Consider the following 15,363-nt stretch of genomic DNA (forward strand, 5'->3'; position numbering starts at 1 on the left):
TGCCCGGCGCCCAGATTGCCCCGAGTGGGGGACGGTGCCGAACGCCCGTTCAGGAACGCTTGCGTGCCGCCTCGTAGAGCACAACTCCGGCCGCCACACCGGCGTTGAGGGATTCGGCGCCGCCGGGCATGGGGATCCGGACCCGGAAGTCGCAGGTCTCGCCCACGAGTCGGGACAGGCCCTTGCCCTCGCTGCCGACGACGATGACCACCGGCCCTTCCAGCGCGGCGAGTTCACCGACCTCGTGGTCGCCGTCGGCGGCGAGACCGACGATCGAGAGACCTGCCTTCTTGTACGCCTCCAGCGCGCGCGTCAGATTCGTGGCGCGGGCGACCGGCGTACGAGCGGCCGTACCGGCGGACGTCTTCCAGGCACCGGCGGTCATGCCGGCCGCGCGCCGCTCGGGGACGAGCACGCCGTGGCCGCCGAACGCGGCGACGGAGCGGACGATCGCGCCGAGGTTGCGCGGGTCGGTCACCCCGTCGAGGGCGACGATCAGCGGGTCCTCGCCCTTGTCGTAGGCCGCGTTGGCGAGGTCCTCGGCGTGCGCGTACTCGTACGGCGGGACCTGGAGGACCATGCCCTGGTGGTTGAGGCCGTTCGTCATGCGGTCGAGCTCGGGGCGGGGGGCCTCCATGAGGTGGACGCCGCCGCGCTCGGCGACGAGCTGGAGCGCCTCGCGGACCCGCTCGTCGTTGTCGATGAACTGCTGGACGTAGAGCGTGACCGCCGGGACGCCCTCGCGCAGCGCCTCGACGACCGGGTTGCGGCCGACGACCATTTCGGACGTGCCCTTGCCTCCGCGGCCGCGCGGCGCGGGACGGCGCTGGACCTGCTTGGCCTTGGAGTTGGCGATGCGGTTCTTCTTGTGGCCCTTGCGCGCCTCGGCGGGCGGGGTGGGGCCCTTGCCTTCGAGGCCCCTGCGCCGCTGGCCGCCACTGCCGACCTGCGCGCCCTTCTTGCCGGACATGCGGCGGTTGTTGGCTGCCATGACCTACCTGTCTGTGTGATCCGTCTTGGAGTGCGGTGAATACGTACGTCTATGCAGTGTGCCGCCCGGGAGGCCGGGCGGCACAGTCGATCTTCGTTGACCGGGTGTGATCGGGGTGGGTTCAGCGGGGGCCGAGGGTCCAGCGCGGGCCCTGCGGGCCGTCCTCGATGTTGAGTCCGGACTGGTTGAGCTGGTCGCGGATGCCGTCGGCGGTGGCCCAGTCCTTGCGGCCCCGGGCGGCCTCGCGCTGGTCGAGGACCATCCGGACCAGGGTGTCCACCACCCCATGCAGGTCCTCGCCGCGGTCGCCGCCCTCGCCGACCCAGTGCGGGTCGAGCGGGTCGAGTCCGAGCACCCCGAGCATGGCGCGCACCTCGGCGAGACGCGCTACGGCGGCTTCCTTGTCGTCGGCGGCCAGCGCGCTGTTGCCCTGCCGGACCGTGGTGTGGATGACGGCGAGCGCCTGCGGGACGCCCAGGTCGTCGTCCATCGCCTCGGCGAAGGCCGGCGGCACCTCGGCGGCCGGCTCGACGACTCCCCCGGCCTTCTCCACGACCCGCTGCACGAAGCCCTCGATCCGCGCGAACGCGGACTCCGCCTCGCGCAGGGCCTCCTCGCTGTACTCGATCATCGAGCGGTAGTGCGGGGTGCCGAGGTAGTAGCGCAGGACGATCGGGCGCCAGCGCTTGACCATCTCGGAGACGAGGACGCTGTTGCCGAGCGACTTCGACATCTTCTCGCCGCTCATGGTGACCCAGGCGTTGTGCACCCAGTACTGCGCGAAGTCGTCGCCGTAGGCCTTCGCCTGGGCGATCTCGTTCTCGTGGTGCGGGAAGATCAGGTCGAGGCCGCCGCCGTGGATGTCGAAGGCGGGGCCCAGGTACTTGTGCGCCATCGCCGAGCACTCCAGGTGCCAGCCGGGGCGGCCGCGGCCCCACGGGGTCTCCCAGTCGGGCTCGCCCGGCTTGGTCGCCTTCCACATCGCGAAGTCGCGCGGGTCGCGTTTCCCGGTGATGCCTTCCTCGGTGGGCTGGCGCAGGTCGTCGATGTCCTGGTTCGACAGCTGCAGATAGTCCGGGTACGACCGCACGTCGAAGTAGACGCTGCCGTCGGCCTCGTACGCGTGACCGCGCTCGATGAGCCCGCGCATCATCTCGATCATCTCGGGGACGTGGCCGGTCGCCCGCGGTTCGTACGTCGGCGGGAGGCAGCCGAGTGCGCTGTAGCCGTCGTTGAACGCGCGCTCGTTCTCGTAGCCGATCGCCCACCAAGGGCGGCCCTGTTCACGGGACTTGGTGATGATCTTGTCGTCGATGTCCGTGACGTTGCGGATGAACGTGACGTCGTAGCCGCGGTGTTCGAACCAGCGGCGGAGGATGTCGAAGTTGAGGCCCGAGCGGATGTGGCCGATGTGGGGGGCGGCCTGCACGGTGGCGCCACAGAGGTAGATCGAGACACAGCCCGCTGTGAGCGGGGTGAAGTCGCGAATCTGCCGGGCGCTGGTGTCGTACAGGCGAATGGTCACGGTACAAGGGTAGTGGGCGGTAAGGGGTGCGCGGGACCGTATATCAGGTGCAGGCCGGTGGGGGCTTGTCGTGCAGTTCCCCGCGCCCCTAAAAGCAAAGGTCGGACCAGTTAAGCGTGTTTCACGACCAGGGCCGTTGCCACTGCCATCAGCCCTTCGTCTCGCCCGGGGAAGCCCAAGCCGTCCGTTGTTGCACCCGACACCGACACCGGGGCTCCTGCAGCATCCGACAGGAGCTTCTGGGCTTCGTCTCGCCGTTTGCCGATCTTCGGCCTCGGGCCGATCACTTGGACCGCCACATTGCCGATCGTGAAGCCCGCCTCGCGGACGACCCTCGCCGCCTCTGTCAGCAACGTGACCCCGGACGCGCCCGACCACTCGGGGCGGCCGGTGCCGAAGTGCTGGCCCAGGTCACCGAGACCGGCGGCGGAGAAGAGGGCGTTGCAGGCCGCGTGGGCGACGACGTCCGCGTCGGAGTGGCCGGCGAGGCCGGGGCCTTCGCCCTCCCACTTCAGGCCCGCGCACCACAGGTCGCGGCCCTCCTCGAAGGCGTGGATGTCGGTGCCGATGCCGACCCGGGGCAGGGGGTACGTCTCAGAAGCCATCGTTCAGCCTCCTGCGGGTCAGGACCGCCTCCGCGAGGACCAGGTCCAGGGGGCGGGTCACCTTGAAGGCCTCCTCGTGGCCGGGGACGACCACGACCGTGAGGCCGAGCTGTTCGACCATGCTCGCGTCGTCGGTGACGTTGTCGGTGACCGTCTCGTGGGCGTGGACCAGGGTGGCGCGGTCGAAGCCCTGAGGGGTCTGTACGGCGCGGAGGCGGGCGCGTTCCGGAGTCGCTACGACCGGCTCGGGTGCGCCCGGTGTCTCGGCGGGCTCGACTTCCTTGACCGTGTCGGCGAGGGGCAGGGCCGGTACGACGGCGGGAGCTCCGTCCCGTACGGCCTCGATGACCGCGTCGACCGTGTCGACCGGGACGAGCGGGCGGGCCGCGTCGTGGACGAGGACGATGTCGTAGCCGGGTGGCAGGGCGTCCAGGCCCAGCTTCACGGAGTCCTGGCGGGAGTCGCCGCCGGGGACGACGAGGAAGTCGGTGCGCTCCGGGAGGGCGTGCGCGTCCAGGAGGGTCTTCACCTCGGCGGTGCCGTCGGGCGGGGCCACTACGACGACCAGGGAGACTGCTCGGGACGCGGCCAGTGCGCGGATCGCGTGGATCAGCATGGGGGTGCCGTTCAGCGTGCGGAGCGCTTTGGGGGCGCCCGGGCCGAGGCGTACGCCCCGTCCGGCGGCCGGAATCACGGCGGCGACGGAGGACTGCGCCTGCGAAGAGCGCGAATCGTCAGACATCGGTTCCTGTCAGGTTTGTGTGCTCGACCTACGTGGGTATGGCCTCAGGAGTGCCGGGCGCGACGCCTTGACCGGACCCTTCCGTGACACCGGTCGAGCCAGCTGCCCGGGCCCGGCACACCATTATCGGGGGATGTTTCTCCGGCGTTCGACAGAGTCGCGGGGTCGTCGGAGTCTTCGACCTCGGCGGAGTCGCAATCGGCGTCGGCGTCGGAAAATTTCCCCGGACATGCCGAAGCGCCCGGCGACAAGGGAGCTGTCATCGGGCACCACGGCATTTCAGTGTGCTGAGCAGGGCGTACCAGTCGCCTGCGTCAGGACGCGAGAACCTCGTCGAGCAGGGCCTCGGCCTTGTCCTCGTTCGTGTTCTCCGCGAGCGCGAGCTCACTCACCAGGATCTGGCGAGCCTTGGCGAGCATGCGCTTCTCACCTGCGGAGAGTCCGCGCTCGCGCTCACGACGCCACAGGTCACGGACGACTTCCGCGACCTTGATGACATCGCCGGAGGCGAGCTTCTCCAGATTTGCCTTGTAACGACGCGACCAGTTCGTGGGCTCCTCGGCATACGGAGCGCGCAGCACCTCGAAGACCCGGTCCAGCCCGTCCTGACCGACCACATCACGTACGCCGACGAACTCCGCATTGTCCGCTGGCACACGCACCGTCAGGTCACCCTGAGCGACCTTCAGCACCAAATAGGTCTTGTCCACGCCTTTGATCTGGCGAGTTTCGATAGCCTCGATCAGCGCGGCCCCGTGATGGGGATAGACCACGGTGTCGCCAACCTTGAACGTCATGTGACAGGTACCCCTTCCGTGGCTATCCAGGGTAACACGGAAACTGCGGGTTCTGAATGGCGTTTTCGCAGGTCAGGGCACATCTCGGGGCTTGACAACAGCAACAGGAACGTGCTGCGGAGACCGAGCGGAAGAGGGTATTCGCAGGTCGGAGCGGCTCTCCGGGCGAGGTGAAACGCGTACGTTACACACATCCGGAGGCGCCTCCAAGCGGACGAACGTCCCTAAATGTCTGGTTCCAAGTGCTCGACTTCCGCTACTCCGTTCGGTGGGCGGAGCCCGGTACGAGACGAATCCGGAATTGATCACCGAAGCCCGTCGAGATGCCGGTGATCAATTATCCGAGGTGCCGTGCATTCTTCACCGAAAATCCGCCGACAGACGTCTGAGCTGGTTATGTGAATGCCGGACGAGTGCCGGTCGCAAGTGACCCGCGAGTCACTTGAGGCACATGGGTACCCGGTTGAGGGAGGGTCGGGTGCGGTGGTGCGGGAACGGCTCGGTAACCTAAGGCCGCTGACAGACACTTAGGGCGGCTTTATTCGGGAGTCGCCCTGCTCCGCCCACGTTCAAGGAGTAGCCGCCGCCGTGAGCAGCAGCCTTCGACGCGGCGCCCTCGCCGCCGCCACCATCGCGTTCTCGATCGCCTCCCTCGCCGCGTGCGGTGCCGGCAACGACGCACAGACGCTGGAGGTCAAGCCGGACAACGCGGCCGTCTCCGTCGGCTCCATCAAGGTGCAGAACGCGCTCGTCATCACCCAGCCCCTCACCGAGTCCGGTACCGAGGGCACGGGCCCCGCGGTGATCTCCGCGACCCTGTTCAACACCAGCAAGGACCCCCAGACCCTGGACTCCGTCAGCGTCGACGGCGCCGGCACGGCCACGCTGACCCCCGCCAAGGGCAAGGGCAAGCTGGTCGTCCCGGCCTTCGGCTCGCTCGTCCTGGGCGGCAAGGGCAACGCCTCCGCCGCGCTGACCGACCCCTCCGGCATCACGGACGGCAACGCCCAGAAGGTCACCTTCACCCTCAGCACGACCGGCGGCGTGAGCCTGAGCGCGTTCGTCGTCCCGGCCGACAGCTACTTCACCAAGTGGGGCCCCACCTCGATCCCCTCGACGCCGGCCGCGGGCGCCACCGCTACCACCTCCGGCTCGCCGAAGCCGGGCAAGAGCACGTCGGCCACCCCGACCGACTCGGCCTCCGCGAGCGCCACGGCCACGGAGTCGGCCACGGGCACCGCCGGCTGAGCGGCCGTAGCGGCGGCAGTCGTACGCCTACGACGACGGGCGGGACCTCACGGAGAGGTCCCGCCCGTCGTCGTGGAGCTGGTGAGAGAGTGTTCGCGGTTTACGGCTCGAACTTGTAGCCCAAGCCACGCACCGTCACCAGGTATCGCGGCGCGCCCGGGTCCGGCTCGATCTTGGCGCGGAGGCGCTTGACGTGGACGTCGAGGGTCTTGGTGTCGCCCACGTAGTCGGCGCCCCAGACCCGGTCGATGAGCTGCATGCGGGTCAGTACGCGGCCCGCGTTGCGCAGGAGCATCTCCAGCAGGTCGAACTCCTTGAGGGGCAGGTCGACCTTGGAGCCGGAGACCGTGACCACGTGGCGATCCACGTCCATGCGGACCGGACCGGCTTCGAGGGCGGCCGGGGTGACCTCCTCGGGCTCGCCGCGGCGGCGCAGGACGGCCCGGATACGGGCGACCAGTTCGCGGGACGAGAAGGGCTTGGTGACGTAGTCATCGGCTCCTATTTCCAGGCCTACGACCTTGTCGATCTCGCTGTCCTTGGCGGTCACCATGATGACGGGGACGTTGGAGCGGCCGCGCAGCTGGCGGCAGACCTCCGTGCCGGGCAGCCCCGGCAGCATCAGATCGAGCAGGACGAGGTCGGCGCCGTTGCGCTCGAACTCGTCGAGTCCGTCGGGCCCGGTGGTCGCGATGGCGACCTCGAAGCCCTCCTTGCGGAGCATGTACGACAGGGCGTCGGAGAAGGACTCCTCGTCCTCGACGACGAGCACTCGGGTCACGGAAGGACCTCCGGGGCGGGAAGCGGTTCGTACGGGGATGGTTCAGGGGACGCCTCGACCTCGTCGTCGAGGTCGGGGTGCTGGTGGGCACGGTCGCGGGCCGCACCCGCCTCCGGCAGCCTCAGGGTGAACGTGGAGCCCTGTCCCTCGGAGCTCCACACCGTGACCTCCCCGCCGTGCGAGGCGGCCACGTGCTTGACGATCGCCAGTCCGAGACCCGTACCGCCGGTGGCCCGCGAGCGGGCCGGGTCGACACGGTAGAAGCGCTCGAACACGCGCTCCTTGTCCTTCTCGGAGATGCCGATGCCCTGGTCGGTCACGGCGACCTCGATGTGGTCGCCGCCGCCCGCGGAGACCCGGCGGGCGGCTATGCCGACACGGGTACGGGCGGGCGAGTAGTTGACGGCGTTCTCGACCAGGTTTCCGAGGGCCGCGGCCAGCTGGCCCCGGTTCCCGTAGACATGCAGGTCGGCGGTGCCGCCGGCGGCCATGGTGATCTGCTTGGTGCCGGCCTGGTGCCGGCAGCGGTCGATGGCCTCGGCGACGAGTTCGTCGACGCGGACGGGTTCGGCGTCTTCAAGGGGGTCGTCGTTCTGGACCCGCGACAGGTCGATGAGCTCCTGCACGAGATTGGTCAGGCGCGTGGCCTCGATCTGCATCCGGCCGGCGAAACGCTCCACCGCCTCAGGATCGTCGGAGGCGTCCATGACCGCCTCCGAGAGGAGGGAGAGCGCGCCGACCGGGGTCTTCAGTTCGTGGCTGACATTCGCCACGAAGTCACGTCGTACGGCCTCGATACGGCGGGCCTCGGTGAGGTCCTCCACGAGGAGCAGGACGAGCCGGGAGCCGAGCGGCGCCACCCGGGCGGAGACCGCGAGGGCCTCCCCGCGGCCGGTGCCGCGCCGGGGCAGATCCAGCTCGACCTGGCGTATCTCGCCGTCGCGCCGGGTGTCCCGGGCCATCTGGAGCATCGGGTCGACGGAGAGTTTCCCGCCGCGGACCAGTCCGAGGGCGTACGCCGCCGAGCTGGCCTTGACCACGGCGTCCGCCTCGTCGAGGACGACGGCCGAGGAGCGGAGCACCGAGAGCACGGTGTCCACACCCGGCGGAAGCACCGGGTCCGTGTGCAGGGAGGTCCTGGTCGGCCGCTTCTGGTCGCGTTCGCTCCAGCGGAACGCCAGCATGGCGATGACACCGGTGAGTACCCCGGCGATCGCTGCCGCTGCGGCGACCGCCGCGTTCACGTCCATGCCCCCAGGTTAGGCATGGGATACCTCCTGGCCACAGCCATCGGAGTGCGACCTCGAACACTCGTCGCCCAGAGTTCACCTTGGAGCCAGTATTGATTCATTTGGGGTGGCGTAAACCGTCGCGTAGGAGCGGGAACGTGGGAGCGTGGGGTGGAAGGGCCGGTTTTTAGTCACACCGACAGGCCCAGGGCCCCGGAGCCCCCGAAGCAAACGTAGGAGAGGGAACCCTGATGCGGGACGCGTACCACGAGGAACTTGACTCGATCGGTGACGGTCTGGTGGAGATGGCCCGGCTGACCGGGTCGGCGATCGGACGCGCCACGACGGCCATCCTGGACTCCGACCTGAAGCTGGCCGAGAGCGTCATCGAGGCCGACAAGAAGGTCGACGACCTCCAGCACGACCTCGAAGCCCGGGCCATAGCCCTGCTGGCCCGGCAGCAGCCGGTGGCGACGGATCTGCGGATCGTCGTCACGTCGCTGCGCATGTCGGCCGACCTGGAGCGCTCCGGCGACCTCGCCCAGCACGTGGCGAAGCTCGCGCGGCTGCGCTTCCCCGAGCGGGCCGTGCCGCACGACCTGCACGCGACCATCCTGGAGATGGGCCAGCTCGCCCAGCGCCTGATGGCCAAGGCGGCCGAGGTCATCATCACGAAGGACGTCGACCTCGCGCTCCAGCTGGAGCAGGACGACGACGCGATGGACCTCCTCCACCGCGCGCTCTTCCAGCACCTGCTGGACGACAAGTGGAAGCACGGCATCGAGACCGCGGTCGACGTGACCCTGCTCGGCCGCTACTACGAGCGCTTCGCCGACCACGCGGTCTCGGTCGCCAAGCGTGTGGTGTTCCTGGTGACGGGCGAGCACGCGGACGAGCTGCAGCCGGACATCCAGCCGGTGACGGGGGCGGAGAGCGCGTAGCGCTTCGCCGCCCACGGACCTGTCGGCCGGGGGTTGCTGGAAGCCGGGGTCATTTCTAACCACTGTCACAACCAATGACTGGTTAGAAATGACCCCGGCCTGCGGAAGGGGCCGGGGGCTTGCGGGGGAAGCCTCAATGCGCCGTTGATGCGCCCGGCGAAGCGGGCATCCAATGGGCACAGGCACCAGCCTCTAGGAGGACCCATGGCCGAATCCCCCGCCACGACGCCGGACCCGACGCAGGAGCGCGAGACGCAGCAGCCCGCCGAGATCAAGAGCCTCCCGCTCTTCGGCGCCTGCGGCTGCGGCTCGGGCTGCGGCTGCGGGTGCCAGTCCGGCAATCCGTGCCAGTGCGGCTGACCGCCGCCTACTCCAGGAGGGGCCTCGGTGCTACGGCGCCGGGGCCCCTCCGGCGTGTTCGGCCGCCGGTGGCCCCGGACGCCGTAGGAGCGCAGCATTGAGGGGAAAGCACTAGGAGGTGCGAGGCCATGGCTCAGTACATGGACGTACATCACGGGATGAAGGGCATCACGGCCGACCAGTTGATGGAGGCCCACAAGGCGGATCTCGCCGTGGAGAAGGACGAGGGTGTCCACTTCGAGCGGGCCTGGGCGGATCCGGAGAGCGGGACCGTCTACTGCCTGTCGGAGGCCCCGTCGCCCGAGGCGGTCCAGCGCGTCCACGAACGCGCGGGGCACCGGGCTGACGAGGTGCACGCGGTGCCGTACTCGATCTGACGGCCGGCCGCCGACCGCGGTCTGAGTCAACAGGTCGGATCGGCAGGGGTGTTCGAGTCTTTGGTGCTGTTTGGGCAAAGGGTTCGGCATCGACAGTTCAACAGTCTTGTCCTGTGCATGTCTCACTCGATGAGATGCGCGGAGACCTCTTCGCCCGGCTGACGGCCGGGCGGACTCCGCAGCACTCAGGGGGGATTCATGCGCATAGCCCGCACGAGACTGAACATCGCCGCCGCCACGGCCGCCTCCGCCACGCTCGCCGTCGCGGCGCTGGCGACCGCGCCGCTGGCCGGTGTCGTCGGCGCCGCGCCCGCCGCCGTACCGCTGACGAAGGCGATCCCCGCGATCACCGGACACACCCTCGCGCGCGATGTGCCGACCCCGCTCACCAGCGCGCAGTGCGAGGCCAAGTGGCAGATCGCCTGCTACAACCCGCTGCAGTACCGCACCGCGTACAACCTCAACTCCCTGTACCGGCAGGGCATTACGGGCAAGGGGCGGACGATCGTCATCGTGGACTCGTTCGGTTCGCCGACGATCCAGCACGATCTCGACACGTACAGCAAGCAGTTCGGCATGAAGAGCGCCAAGGTGAATGTCGTCAAGTGGGGCAAGGTCCCGGTCTTCGACCCGACGAACGCGGACATGACCGGCTGGGCCGGTGAGACGACCCTGGACGTCGAGATGGCGCACGCGGTCGCGCCCGACGCGAAGATCGTGCTGGTGGAGACGGCCGTGGCCGAGACCGAGGGCGTCACCGGGCTGCCGGAGATGATGGACGCCGAGAAGTACCTGATCGACCACGGCGTCGGCGACGTCATCACACAGAGCTTCGGCGCCACCGAGAACACCTTCCCCGGCTTCGACCAGGGCGACTTCTCCAGCATCAAGAAGCTGCGCTACGCCTTCCAGGACGCCAACCGCAAGCACGTCACCGTCCTCGCCTCCTCCGGCGACGGGGGCGCCACCGACTACAACGCGGACGGCTCGGCCTTCTACGACAAGCCCGTCAACTCCTGGCCCTCTTCGGACCCGTTGGTCACGTCGATCGGCGGCACGCAGCTGCACCTGGACGACAAGGGCGACCGCGTCACGCCGGACAGCGTCTACAACGACTACGGCGCGGGCGGCGGCGGCCAGTCCCACGTGTTCGCCCGCCCGTCCTTCCAGAACGGCGTGAAGAGCGTCGTCGGCACCCAACGCGCCACCCCCGACGTCTCGATGGCCGCCGCGGTCAACGGCGGCGCGTGGACGTACTCCAGCTTCGACCCGACGGCCGTGGGCTGGGACGTCTACGGCGGCACGAGCGAGGCCAGCCCGCTCTTCTCCGGCATCATCGCCCTCGCGGACCAGGCGGCGGGCCACCGGGTCGGCAACATCAACTCGGCGCTGTACGCACTGGCGAAGCACGGCGCCAAGGGCAACGGCATCGTCGACGTGAACGACGGCACGAACAACACATATGCGGGCGTGACCGGTTACACCGCGGTCGACGGCTACGACATGGCGACAGGCGTGGGCACGGTGGACGCGCTGCGGTTCGTACCGGCGCTGGCGCGGGCCAGCCGGCGCTGACCCACCCATCCCATCTTGAGACGGCCCAGGCGCAACTCGCCTGGGCCGTCCGCGTGTTCACACGCTTCACATGCCTCAGACGCTGATGGACCGGGCGTAGTCGACGCTGACCCGCACGAAACCGGGCATCGACCCGGCCGGGCTCACGATGGTGTCGCCGTCCGTTTCCGATACCGGGTGAGCCGGCGCCCGAGCGTGTAGAGGGTGGCAAGGAGCAGTACCGACGCCCCGATGGGCCAGCCGATGGAGCCTCCGTCGCGGTAGGTCTGGATCCCCATCACCAGCAACAGGACGTTGACCGGCGGCCCCATCAGGTCGCCCAGGACGTCCATCCACCGCGTGACTTTCGAGAGGTCGTCCACGGCTTGATCGTGACAGGGGGGCGGCTCCTTGCCAAGGATCAGTTCGTCGCCCTGCCACGGCGGTTGCTCAGTGCAGCCGTTCCGCCTCGTCGTACTCCGCCGCCCGGAAAGTGGGCCAGTGCGTGATCTGCGGCTGGGAGCGCTCGATCATCGCCAGGAGAACTCGCCGTGCAGGACGCGCACGCCGATCTCGGCCCCGTCCAGGCCGGCGAGGTTGTCCACCACGTAGAGGTGGAAGCGCTCGGGATTCGCCCGGGCGGCCACGACCTTCCGGTGTTCCAGCGGCAGCGGCTCGCTGCGCGCCGACCGGCTGAACGCCTTCACCTCGATCATGCGACGTACGCACGTCCCTGGGCTCACGCCCGGCGGCCCGTTCCAAGGCCAACACGTGTGTGATCGCGGCCTGTTCGGTCTCTTCGTTGCCCATGGCACGGCACCCCCTGAGTTCCTGCGACGCCATGGTTCCGTGGGGGCCCGCGAGTTGGGAAGCGCTCGCCGGCCACAGGGCCGAGGACGTCCCCCGCCCCTCGATCGCGCGGGCAGGGGACGGGCACCCTCAGGGGTCAGGGGTCAACGGTCAGGCGTCAGCGGGCCGGGTTCATTTCACGTCGACGTAGTCGGCCGCGCCGGTCGTCGGCTGGGTGAGGCTCGTGGTCGCGAAGTCGTAGCGGTACGCGCCGTCCGCCGTCGCCTTCACGGTGGACGTGGCCCAGCCGTTCCGGTCGGTCTTGAGCTTCTTCAGGGTGACGAAGGGGCCGCTCGTGCCCTTGCGGTACTGGAGCAGCACCTGGTGTCCGATGAGGGGCACGTTCTTCTTCTGCTCCCAACCGGCCACCGTCATCCGGGCCTTGACCGTGATGTTCGTGCCCTTCTTCACCGGGTCCGGGGTGACGACGGTCTGGGACAGATAGGTCTGGCGCTTGATAACCGCGAAGTAGGCGCCCACCCCACGGGTGACGTTGCCGGCGCCGTCGACGGCCACGGGGGCCATGTACCAGAGACCGGCGAGGGCGTTCTTGCGGAGGTTGACGTTCGGGTCGGCGGTCACGAGGGCCTCGCAGTAGGAGGTGAGCTCGTTGATCTTGTGGCACTGGGCGGCCCCGGACATGACCCCGTCGACCTTCGTCCGGTCCTCTGAGCCGTGCCACAGCTCGAACGACATGCTCTTGACGCCGGACGGGTCGCTGACCGTCGCGGAGACCGAGAACACCCTCTTCTTCGTGGCCTCGACGCCGACGGTGTAGTCGAGGTTGTGGTTGACGCTGATGTTCACGAACGTCGTGTCCGCGTCGCTCTGGTCGGCCACGGCGGCCGGAACGGTGAGAGCGGTGACGGCCAGGGCGGCGCTGAGAGCGGCGGCGGTCGCGGCGGCGACAGTGGTGCGTCTGCGCATGGTGTGGTTTCCCCCCATGTGTGATGTGCCGAGTGGTGACTTCATCCGCGTCAGACAGAGGGGGCGGGTGGGGGGTTGTGCATGATCGCCGCCCCACCCCATCTCTTAACTTCGGCTTCTCCAGGGGTTGTTGGGATCACCGGGTGCCGGTCACCGGCCAACTTCCCGTGCGGGCCGCAGAGGGGACCGTCGCAGGCCGCTGGGCGACGGACGGGAGTCTCCATCGGGTGATCGCGGCTGGTCGCGGACTGATGCCAGGGCCTCTTGGCGGCTCGGGATCGCGAAGCCGACCGAGGTCCAGGAGTCCCTGTCGCCGCAGTTGTACGCGCTCGCGCCGATGGAGTTCAACTCGGCTGCTCCGTCGTGCGATTAACGCGCCATCTTCTTGAGAGTCCAGTCAAGCGTCATTGCCGACTTGCTCGTCGTGGAAGCGGTGAACATGGTGCCGCCGGAATCGGTCCGCAACTCGGAAGTGCCGCCGCACTGTACGTCCGTGGCCTTTCCCCCGGTGTGCTGGACATGCACCAGTCCCTTGCCCCGGCAGGTCAGAACGAGCTCCCCGGCCACCCCCGGTGTGCTGTCGGCACCGAAGTGGACGGGCGTCCCGGCGACAAGGCGCAGCCCTGTCCCAGAGGCGGTCACATGCAGAGCCGATGCCGTACGGGTTGGACTGGCCGTCGCGGAAGCGTGAGCGTCGGCGGTAGCTCGATCTGCCGGGTGACCGCCGCATCCCGCCAATGCCACACCGGCAGCCAGAGCCGCCCAAGCAGCAGGCGCACGCTTCATGAACTGGTCTCCCAGTACTTGATACGGATGGAATAGGAAGGCGCTGTCAGGGTACCCGAGGCAATGGTTTTGACATTGCACGGGGCGACGATCTCGGTCTTCTTCCAGGGTATTTTGTATCCGTCCGATCCCGGCTTGGCGTTCCCGATCTTGTGTGGGCTGACCGAGTAAGTTCCGGTCAAGGTCGTCGAAGCCGTGATGGAACCGTGGAGCGTGACGGACAGACTTGCCTCGGCTTTGACTATCAGCCCGTTGATCTCGCTTTTCGCCGTACCGGTCACGGACGCGCCGACGGTGGCACCCGCTTGGAATGAGACGCTCATCGTGCCGCCCTTGGGGCCGTACGGGCCGGAGCGGAAGACAGGGACGGGCGCGCCGATGAAGTAGCCCTTCTTGGCCCCGAAGCTGGTGGCGACCTCGCCCACTTCGGGACAGGCCTGCGGGCGGGCGGTCACCGCGTCAGCCGCTTGGGCGGCCGGCGCGGTAACCACACTTGCCGATGCGATTGTCGCGAGCGCCGCTATTGAGGCCCGGAACATGAATCCCCCTGGTCAGGCATTGTGCATGGTGATCTTGGTCGACCAGGAACGTAGCGCACCCACAGATAGTCGATCAACAGTTTTGAGACGAACTTGAGGCGCCTCATTTTTTGACGTTCCATCAGAGGGCATTCAATTCAGCCAGAGAGAGTTCAACTCGGCTGCTCCGCCGCGCAATTGGGTCGCTCACCGCTTCGAGAATGCGCCCGGTCACGCGGAGCGTGTTCGGCGGTATCCGTCGGACATGACGGACGCGGAACCGGCGGTCATGAAAACGCCCCCGATCCGCGCCGTGTGCGCATCTCGGGGGCGTGATCGCGGGAGTTACTTCTTCTTGCCCTGATTCTTGACCGCCTCGATCGCGGCCGCGGCCGCGGCCGGGTCGAGATACGTCCCGCCGGGCTTGACCGGCTTGAAGGACGCGTCCAGTTCGTATGCCAGGGGGATGCCCGTCGGGATGTTCAGGCCCGCGATGTCGGCGTCGGAGATGCCGTCGAGGTGCTTGACCAGGGCGCGGAGGGAGTTGCCGTGGGCGGCGACCAGGACCGTGCGGCCCGCGAGGAGGTCGGGGACGATGCCGTCGTACCAGTACGGGAGCATGCGGACGACGACGTCCTTCAGGCACTCCGTGCGGGGGCGCAGCTCCGGGGGGATCGTCGCGTAGCGCGGGTCGTCCGACTGGGAGAACTCCGTGCCGTCCTCAAGGGGCGGGGGCGGGGTGTCGTAGGAACGGCGCCACAGCATGAACTGCTCCTCGCCGAACTCCGCGAGGGTCTGGGCCTTGTCCTTGCCCTGGAGGGCGCCGTAGTGGCGCTCGTTCAGGCGCCAGCTGCGGTGGACCGGGATCCAGTGGCGGTCCGCGGCCTCCAGCGACAGCTGCGCCGTGCGGATCGCGCGCTTCTGGAGGGACGTGTGGACCACGTCGGGGAGCAGGCCGGCGTCCTTGAGCAGCTCACCGCCGCGGACCGCCTCCTTCTCGCCCTTCTCGTTCAGGTTGACGTCCACCCAGCCGGTGAACAGGTTCTTCGCGTTCCACTCGCTCTCGCCGTGGCGGAGGAGGATCAGCTTGTACGGTGCGTCGGCCATGCCTCAGAGCGTAATCCACGCATTCG

General features: G+C 68.6%; 17 protein-coding genes. 5 read left to right on the top strand and 12 right to left on the bottom strand.

Translation table 11 applies throughout. The features are described from left to right. Nucleotides 1-49 precede the first annotated feature (49 nt). From rlmB to ACGFY9_RS07060, 5 genes are all read right to left on the bottom strand, one after another. The gene (rlmB, locus tag ACGFY9_RS07040; protein WP_393752716.1) at nucleotides 50-991 is read right to left on the bottom strand and encodes a 23S rRNA (guanosine(2251)-2'-O)-methyltransferase RlmB; all 942 of its coding nucleotides are present in this window, start codon (nucleotides 989-991) and stop codon (nucleotides 50-52) included. Nucleotides 992-1,112: 121 nt separating this feature from the next. After that, nucleotides 1,113-2,516 (bottom strand): cysteine--tRNA ligase, encoded by a 1,404-nt coding sequence (cysS, locus tag ACGFY9_RS07045; protein WP_393752717.1) that lies wholly within the window; start codon nucleotides 2,514-2,516, stop codon nucleotides 1,113-1,115. A 110-nt stretch (nucleotides 2,517-2,626) separates the two neighbouring features. Continuing rightward, a complete protein-coding gene (ispF, locus tag ACGFY9_RS07050) occupies nucleotides 2,627-3,121 on the bottom strand; it encodes a 2-C-methyl-D-erythritol 2,4-cyclodiphosphate synthase (RefSeq protein ID WP_393752718.1) in 495 nt (164 codons plus the stop codon). Next, the gene (gene ispD, locus ACGFY9_RS07055; protein WP_393752719.1) at nucleotides 3,111-3,863 is read right to left on the bottom strand and encodes a 2-C-methyl-D-erythritol 4-phosphate cytidylyltransferase; all 753 of its coding nucleotides are present in this window, start codon (nucleotides 3,861-3,863) and stop codon (nucleotides 3,111-3,113) included. Before ispD ends, ispF begins: the two co-directional genes overlap by 11 nt. Before the next feature lie 314 nt (nucleotides 3,864-4,177). Beyond that, complete coding sequence (locus ACGFY9_RS07060; RefSeq protein ID WP_003953493.1) at nucleotides 4,178-4,660, bottom strand: CarD family transcriptional regulator; 483 nt, start codon at nucleotides 4,658-4,660, stop codon at nucleotides 4,178-4,180. Between the two features lie 588 nt (nucleotides 4,661-5,248). On the opposite strand from ACGFY9_RS07060, the gene ACGFY9_RS07065 reads away from it, so the two are divergent. Beyond that, the gene (locus tag ACGFY9_RS07065; RefSeq protein ID WP_393752720.1) at nucleotides 5,249-5,908 is read left to right on the top strand and encodes a DUF461 domain-containing protein; all 660 of its coding nucleotides are present in this window, start codon (nucleotides 5,249-5,251) and stop codon (nucleotides 5,906-5,908) included. A gap of 100 nt (nucleotides 5,909-6,008) precedes the next feature. On the opposite strand, the gene ACGFY9_RS07070 is transcribed toward ACGFY9_RS07065, so the two are convergent. Beyond that, entirely contained in the window at nucleotides 6,009-6,689 is a 681-nt protein-coding gene (locus ACGFY9_RS07070) for a response regulator transcription factor (protein WP_009340348.1), read from the bottom strand. Continuing rightward, nucleotides 6,686-7,939 (bottom strand): ATP-binding protein, encoded by a 1,254-nt coding sequence (locus ACGFY9_RS07075; RefSeq protein WP_318017122.1) that lies wholly within the window; start codon nucleotides 7,937-7,939, stop codon nucleotides 6,686-6,688. The genes ACGFY9_RS07070 and ACGFY9_RS07075 overlap by 4 nt, the downstream gene beginning before the upstream one ends. A gap of 230 nt (nucleotides 7,940-8,169) precedes the next feature. Here ACGFY9_RS07075 and phoU point away from each other — a divergent pair, with 230 nt between their 5' ends. The 4 genes from phoU (at nucleotide 8,170) to ACGFY9_RS07095 (ending at nucleotide 11,171) form a co-directional block, all read left to right on the top strand. Continuing rightward, nucleotides 8,170-8,859, top strand: a complete 690-nt coding sequence (phoU, locus tag ACGFY9_RS07080) for a phosphate signaling complex protein PhoU (RefSeq protein WP_393752721.1) — start codon at nucleotides 8,170-8,172, stop codon at nucleotides 8,857-8,859. A gap of 204 nt (nucleotides 8,860-9,063) precedes the next feature. Beyond that, entirely contained in the window at nucleotides 9,064-9,219 is a 156-nt protein-coding gene (locus tag ACGFY9_RS07085; RefSeq protein ID WP_019062518.1) for a hypothetical protein, read from the top strand. A gap of 128 nt (nucleotides 9,220-9,347) precedes the next feature. Further along, nucleotides 9,348-9,596 carry an SCO4226 family nickel-binding protein gene (locus ACGFY9_RS07090; RefSeq protein WP_033281264.1) on the top strand — a complete coding sequence of 83 codons (249 nt, stop codon included), beginning with the start codon at nucleotides 9,348-9,350 and terminating at the stop codon, nucleotides 9,594-9,596. 198 nt (nucleotides 9,597-9,794) lie between these two features. Beyond that, nucleotides 9,795-11,171, top strand: a complete 1,377-nt coding sequence (locus ACGFY9_RS07095; RefSeq protein WP_393752722.1) for a S8 family serine peptidase — start codon at nucleotides 9,795-9,797, stop codon at nucleotides 11,169-11,171. 143 nt (nucleotides 11,172-11,314) lie between these two features. Here the strand turns inward: ACGFY9_RS07095 and ACGFY9_RS07100 are convergent, their stop codons facing one another. The 5 genes from ACGFY9_RS07100 to ACGFY9_RS07120 form a co-directional block, all read right to left on the bottom strand. Next, on the bottom strand, nucleotides 11,315-11,533 hold the full coding sequence (locus ACGFY9_RS07100; RefSeq protein ID WP_393752723.1) for a hypothetical protein: 219 nt from the start codon (nucleotides 11,531-11,533) through the stop codon (nucleotides 11,315-11,317). 147 nt (nucleotides 11,534-11,680) lie between these two features. Continuing rightward, a complete protein-coding gene (locus ACGFY9_RS07105) occupies nucleotides 11,681-11,866 on the bottom strand; it encodes a hypothetical protein (protein ID WP_393752724.1) in 186 nt (61 codons plus the stop codon). 265 nt (nucleotides 11,867-12,131) lie between these two features. Beyond that, nucleotides 12,132-12,926: a hypothetical protein gene (locus tag ACGFY9_RS07110; protein WP_393752725.1), complete on the bottom strand. Its 795-nt coding sequence runs from the start codon at nucleotides 12,924-12,926 to the stop codon at nucleotides 12,132-12,134. A 782-nt stretch (nucleotides 12,927-13,708) separates the two neighbouring features. After that, nucleotides 13,709-14,251: a hypothetical protein gene (locus ACGFY9_RS07115; RefSeq protein WP_393752726.1), complete on the bottom strand. Its 543-nt coding sequence runs from the start codon at nucleotides 14,249-14,251 to the stop codon at nucleotides 13,709-13,711. 324 nt (nucleotides 14,252-14,575) lie between these two features. Further along, complete coding sequence (locus tag ACGFY9_RS07120) at nucleotides 14,576-15,337, bottom strand: phosphoglyceromutase (protein WP_390165599.1); 762 nt, start codon at nucleotides 15,335-15,337, stop codon at nucleotides 14,576-14,578. Nucleotides 15,338-15,363 lie beyond the last annotated feature (26 nt).

The organism is Streptomyces sp. NPDC048504 (assembly GCF_043200035.1).
GTDB lineage: Bacteria > Actinomycetota > Actinomycetes > Streptomycetales > Streptomycetaceae > Streptomyces.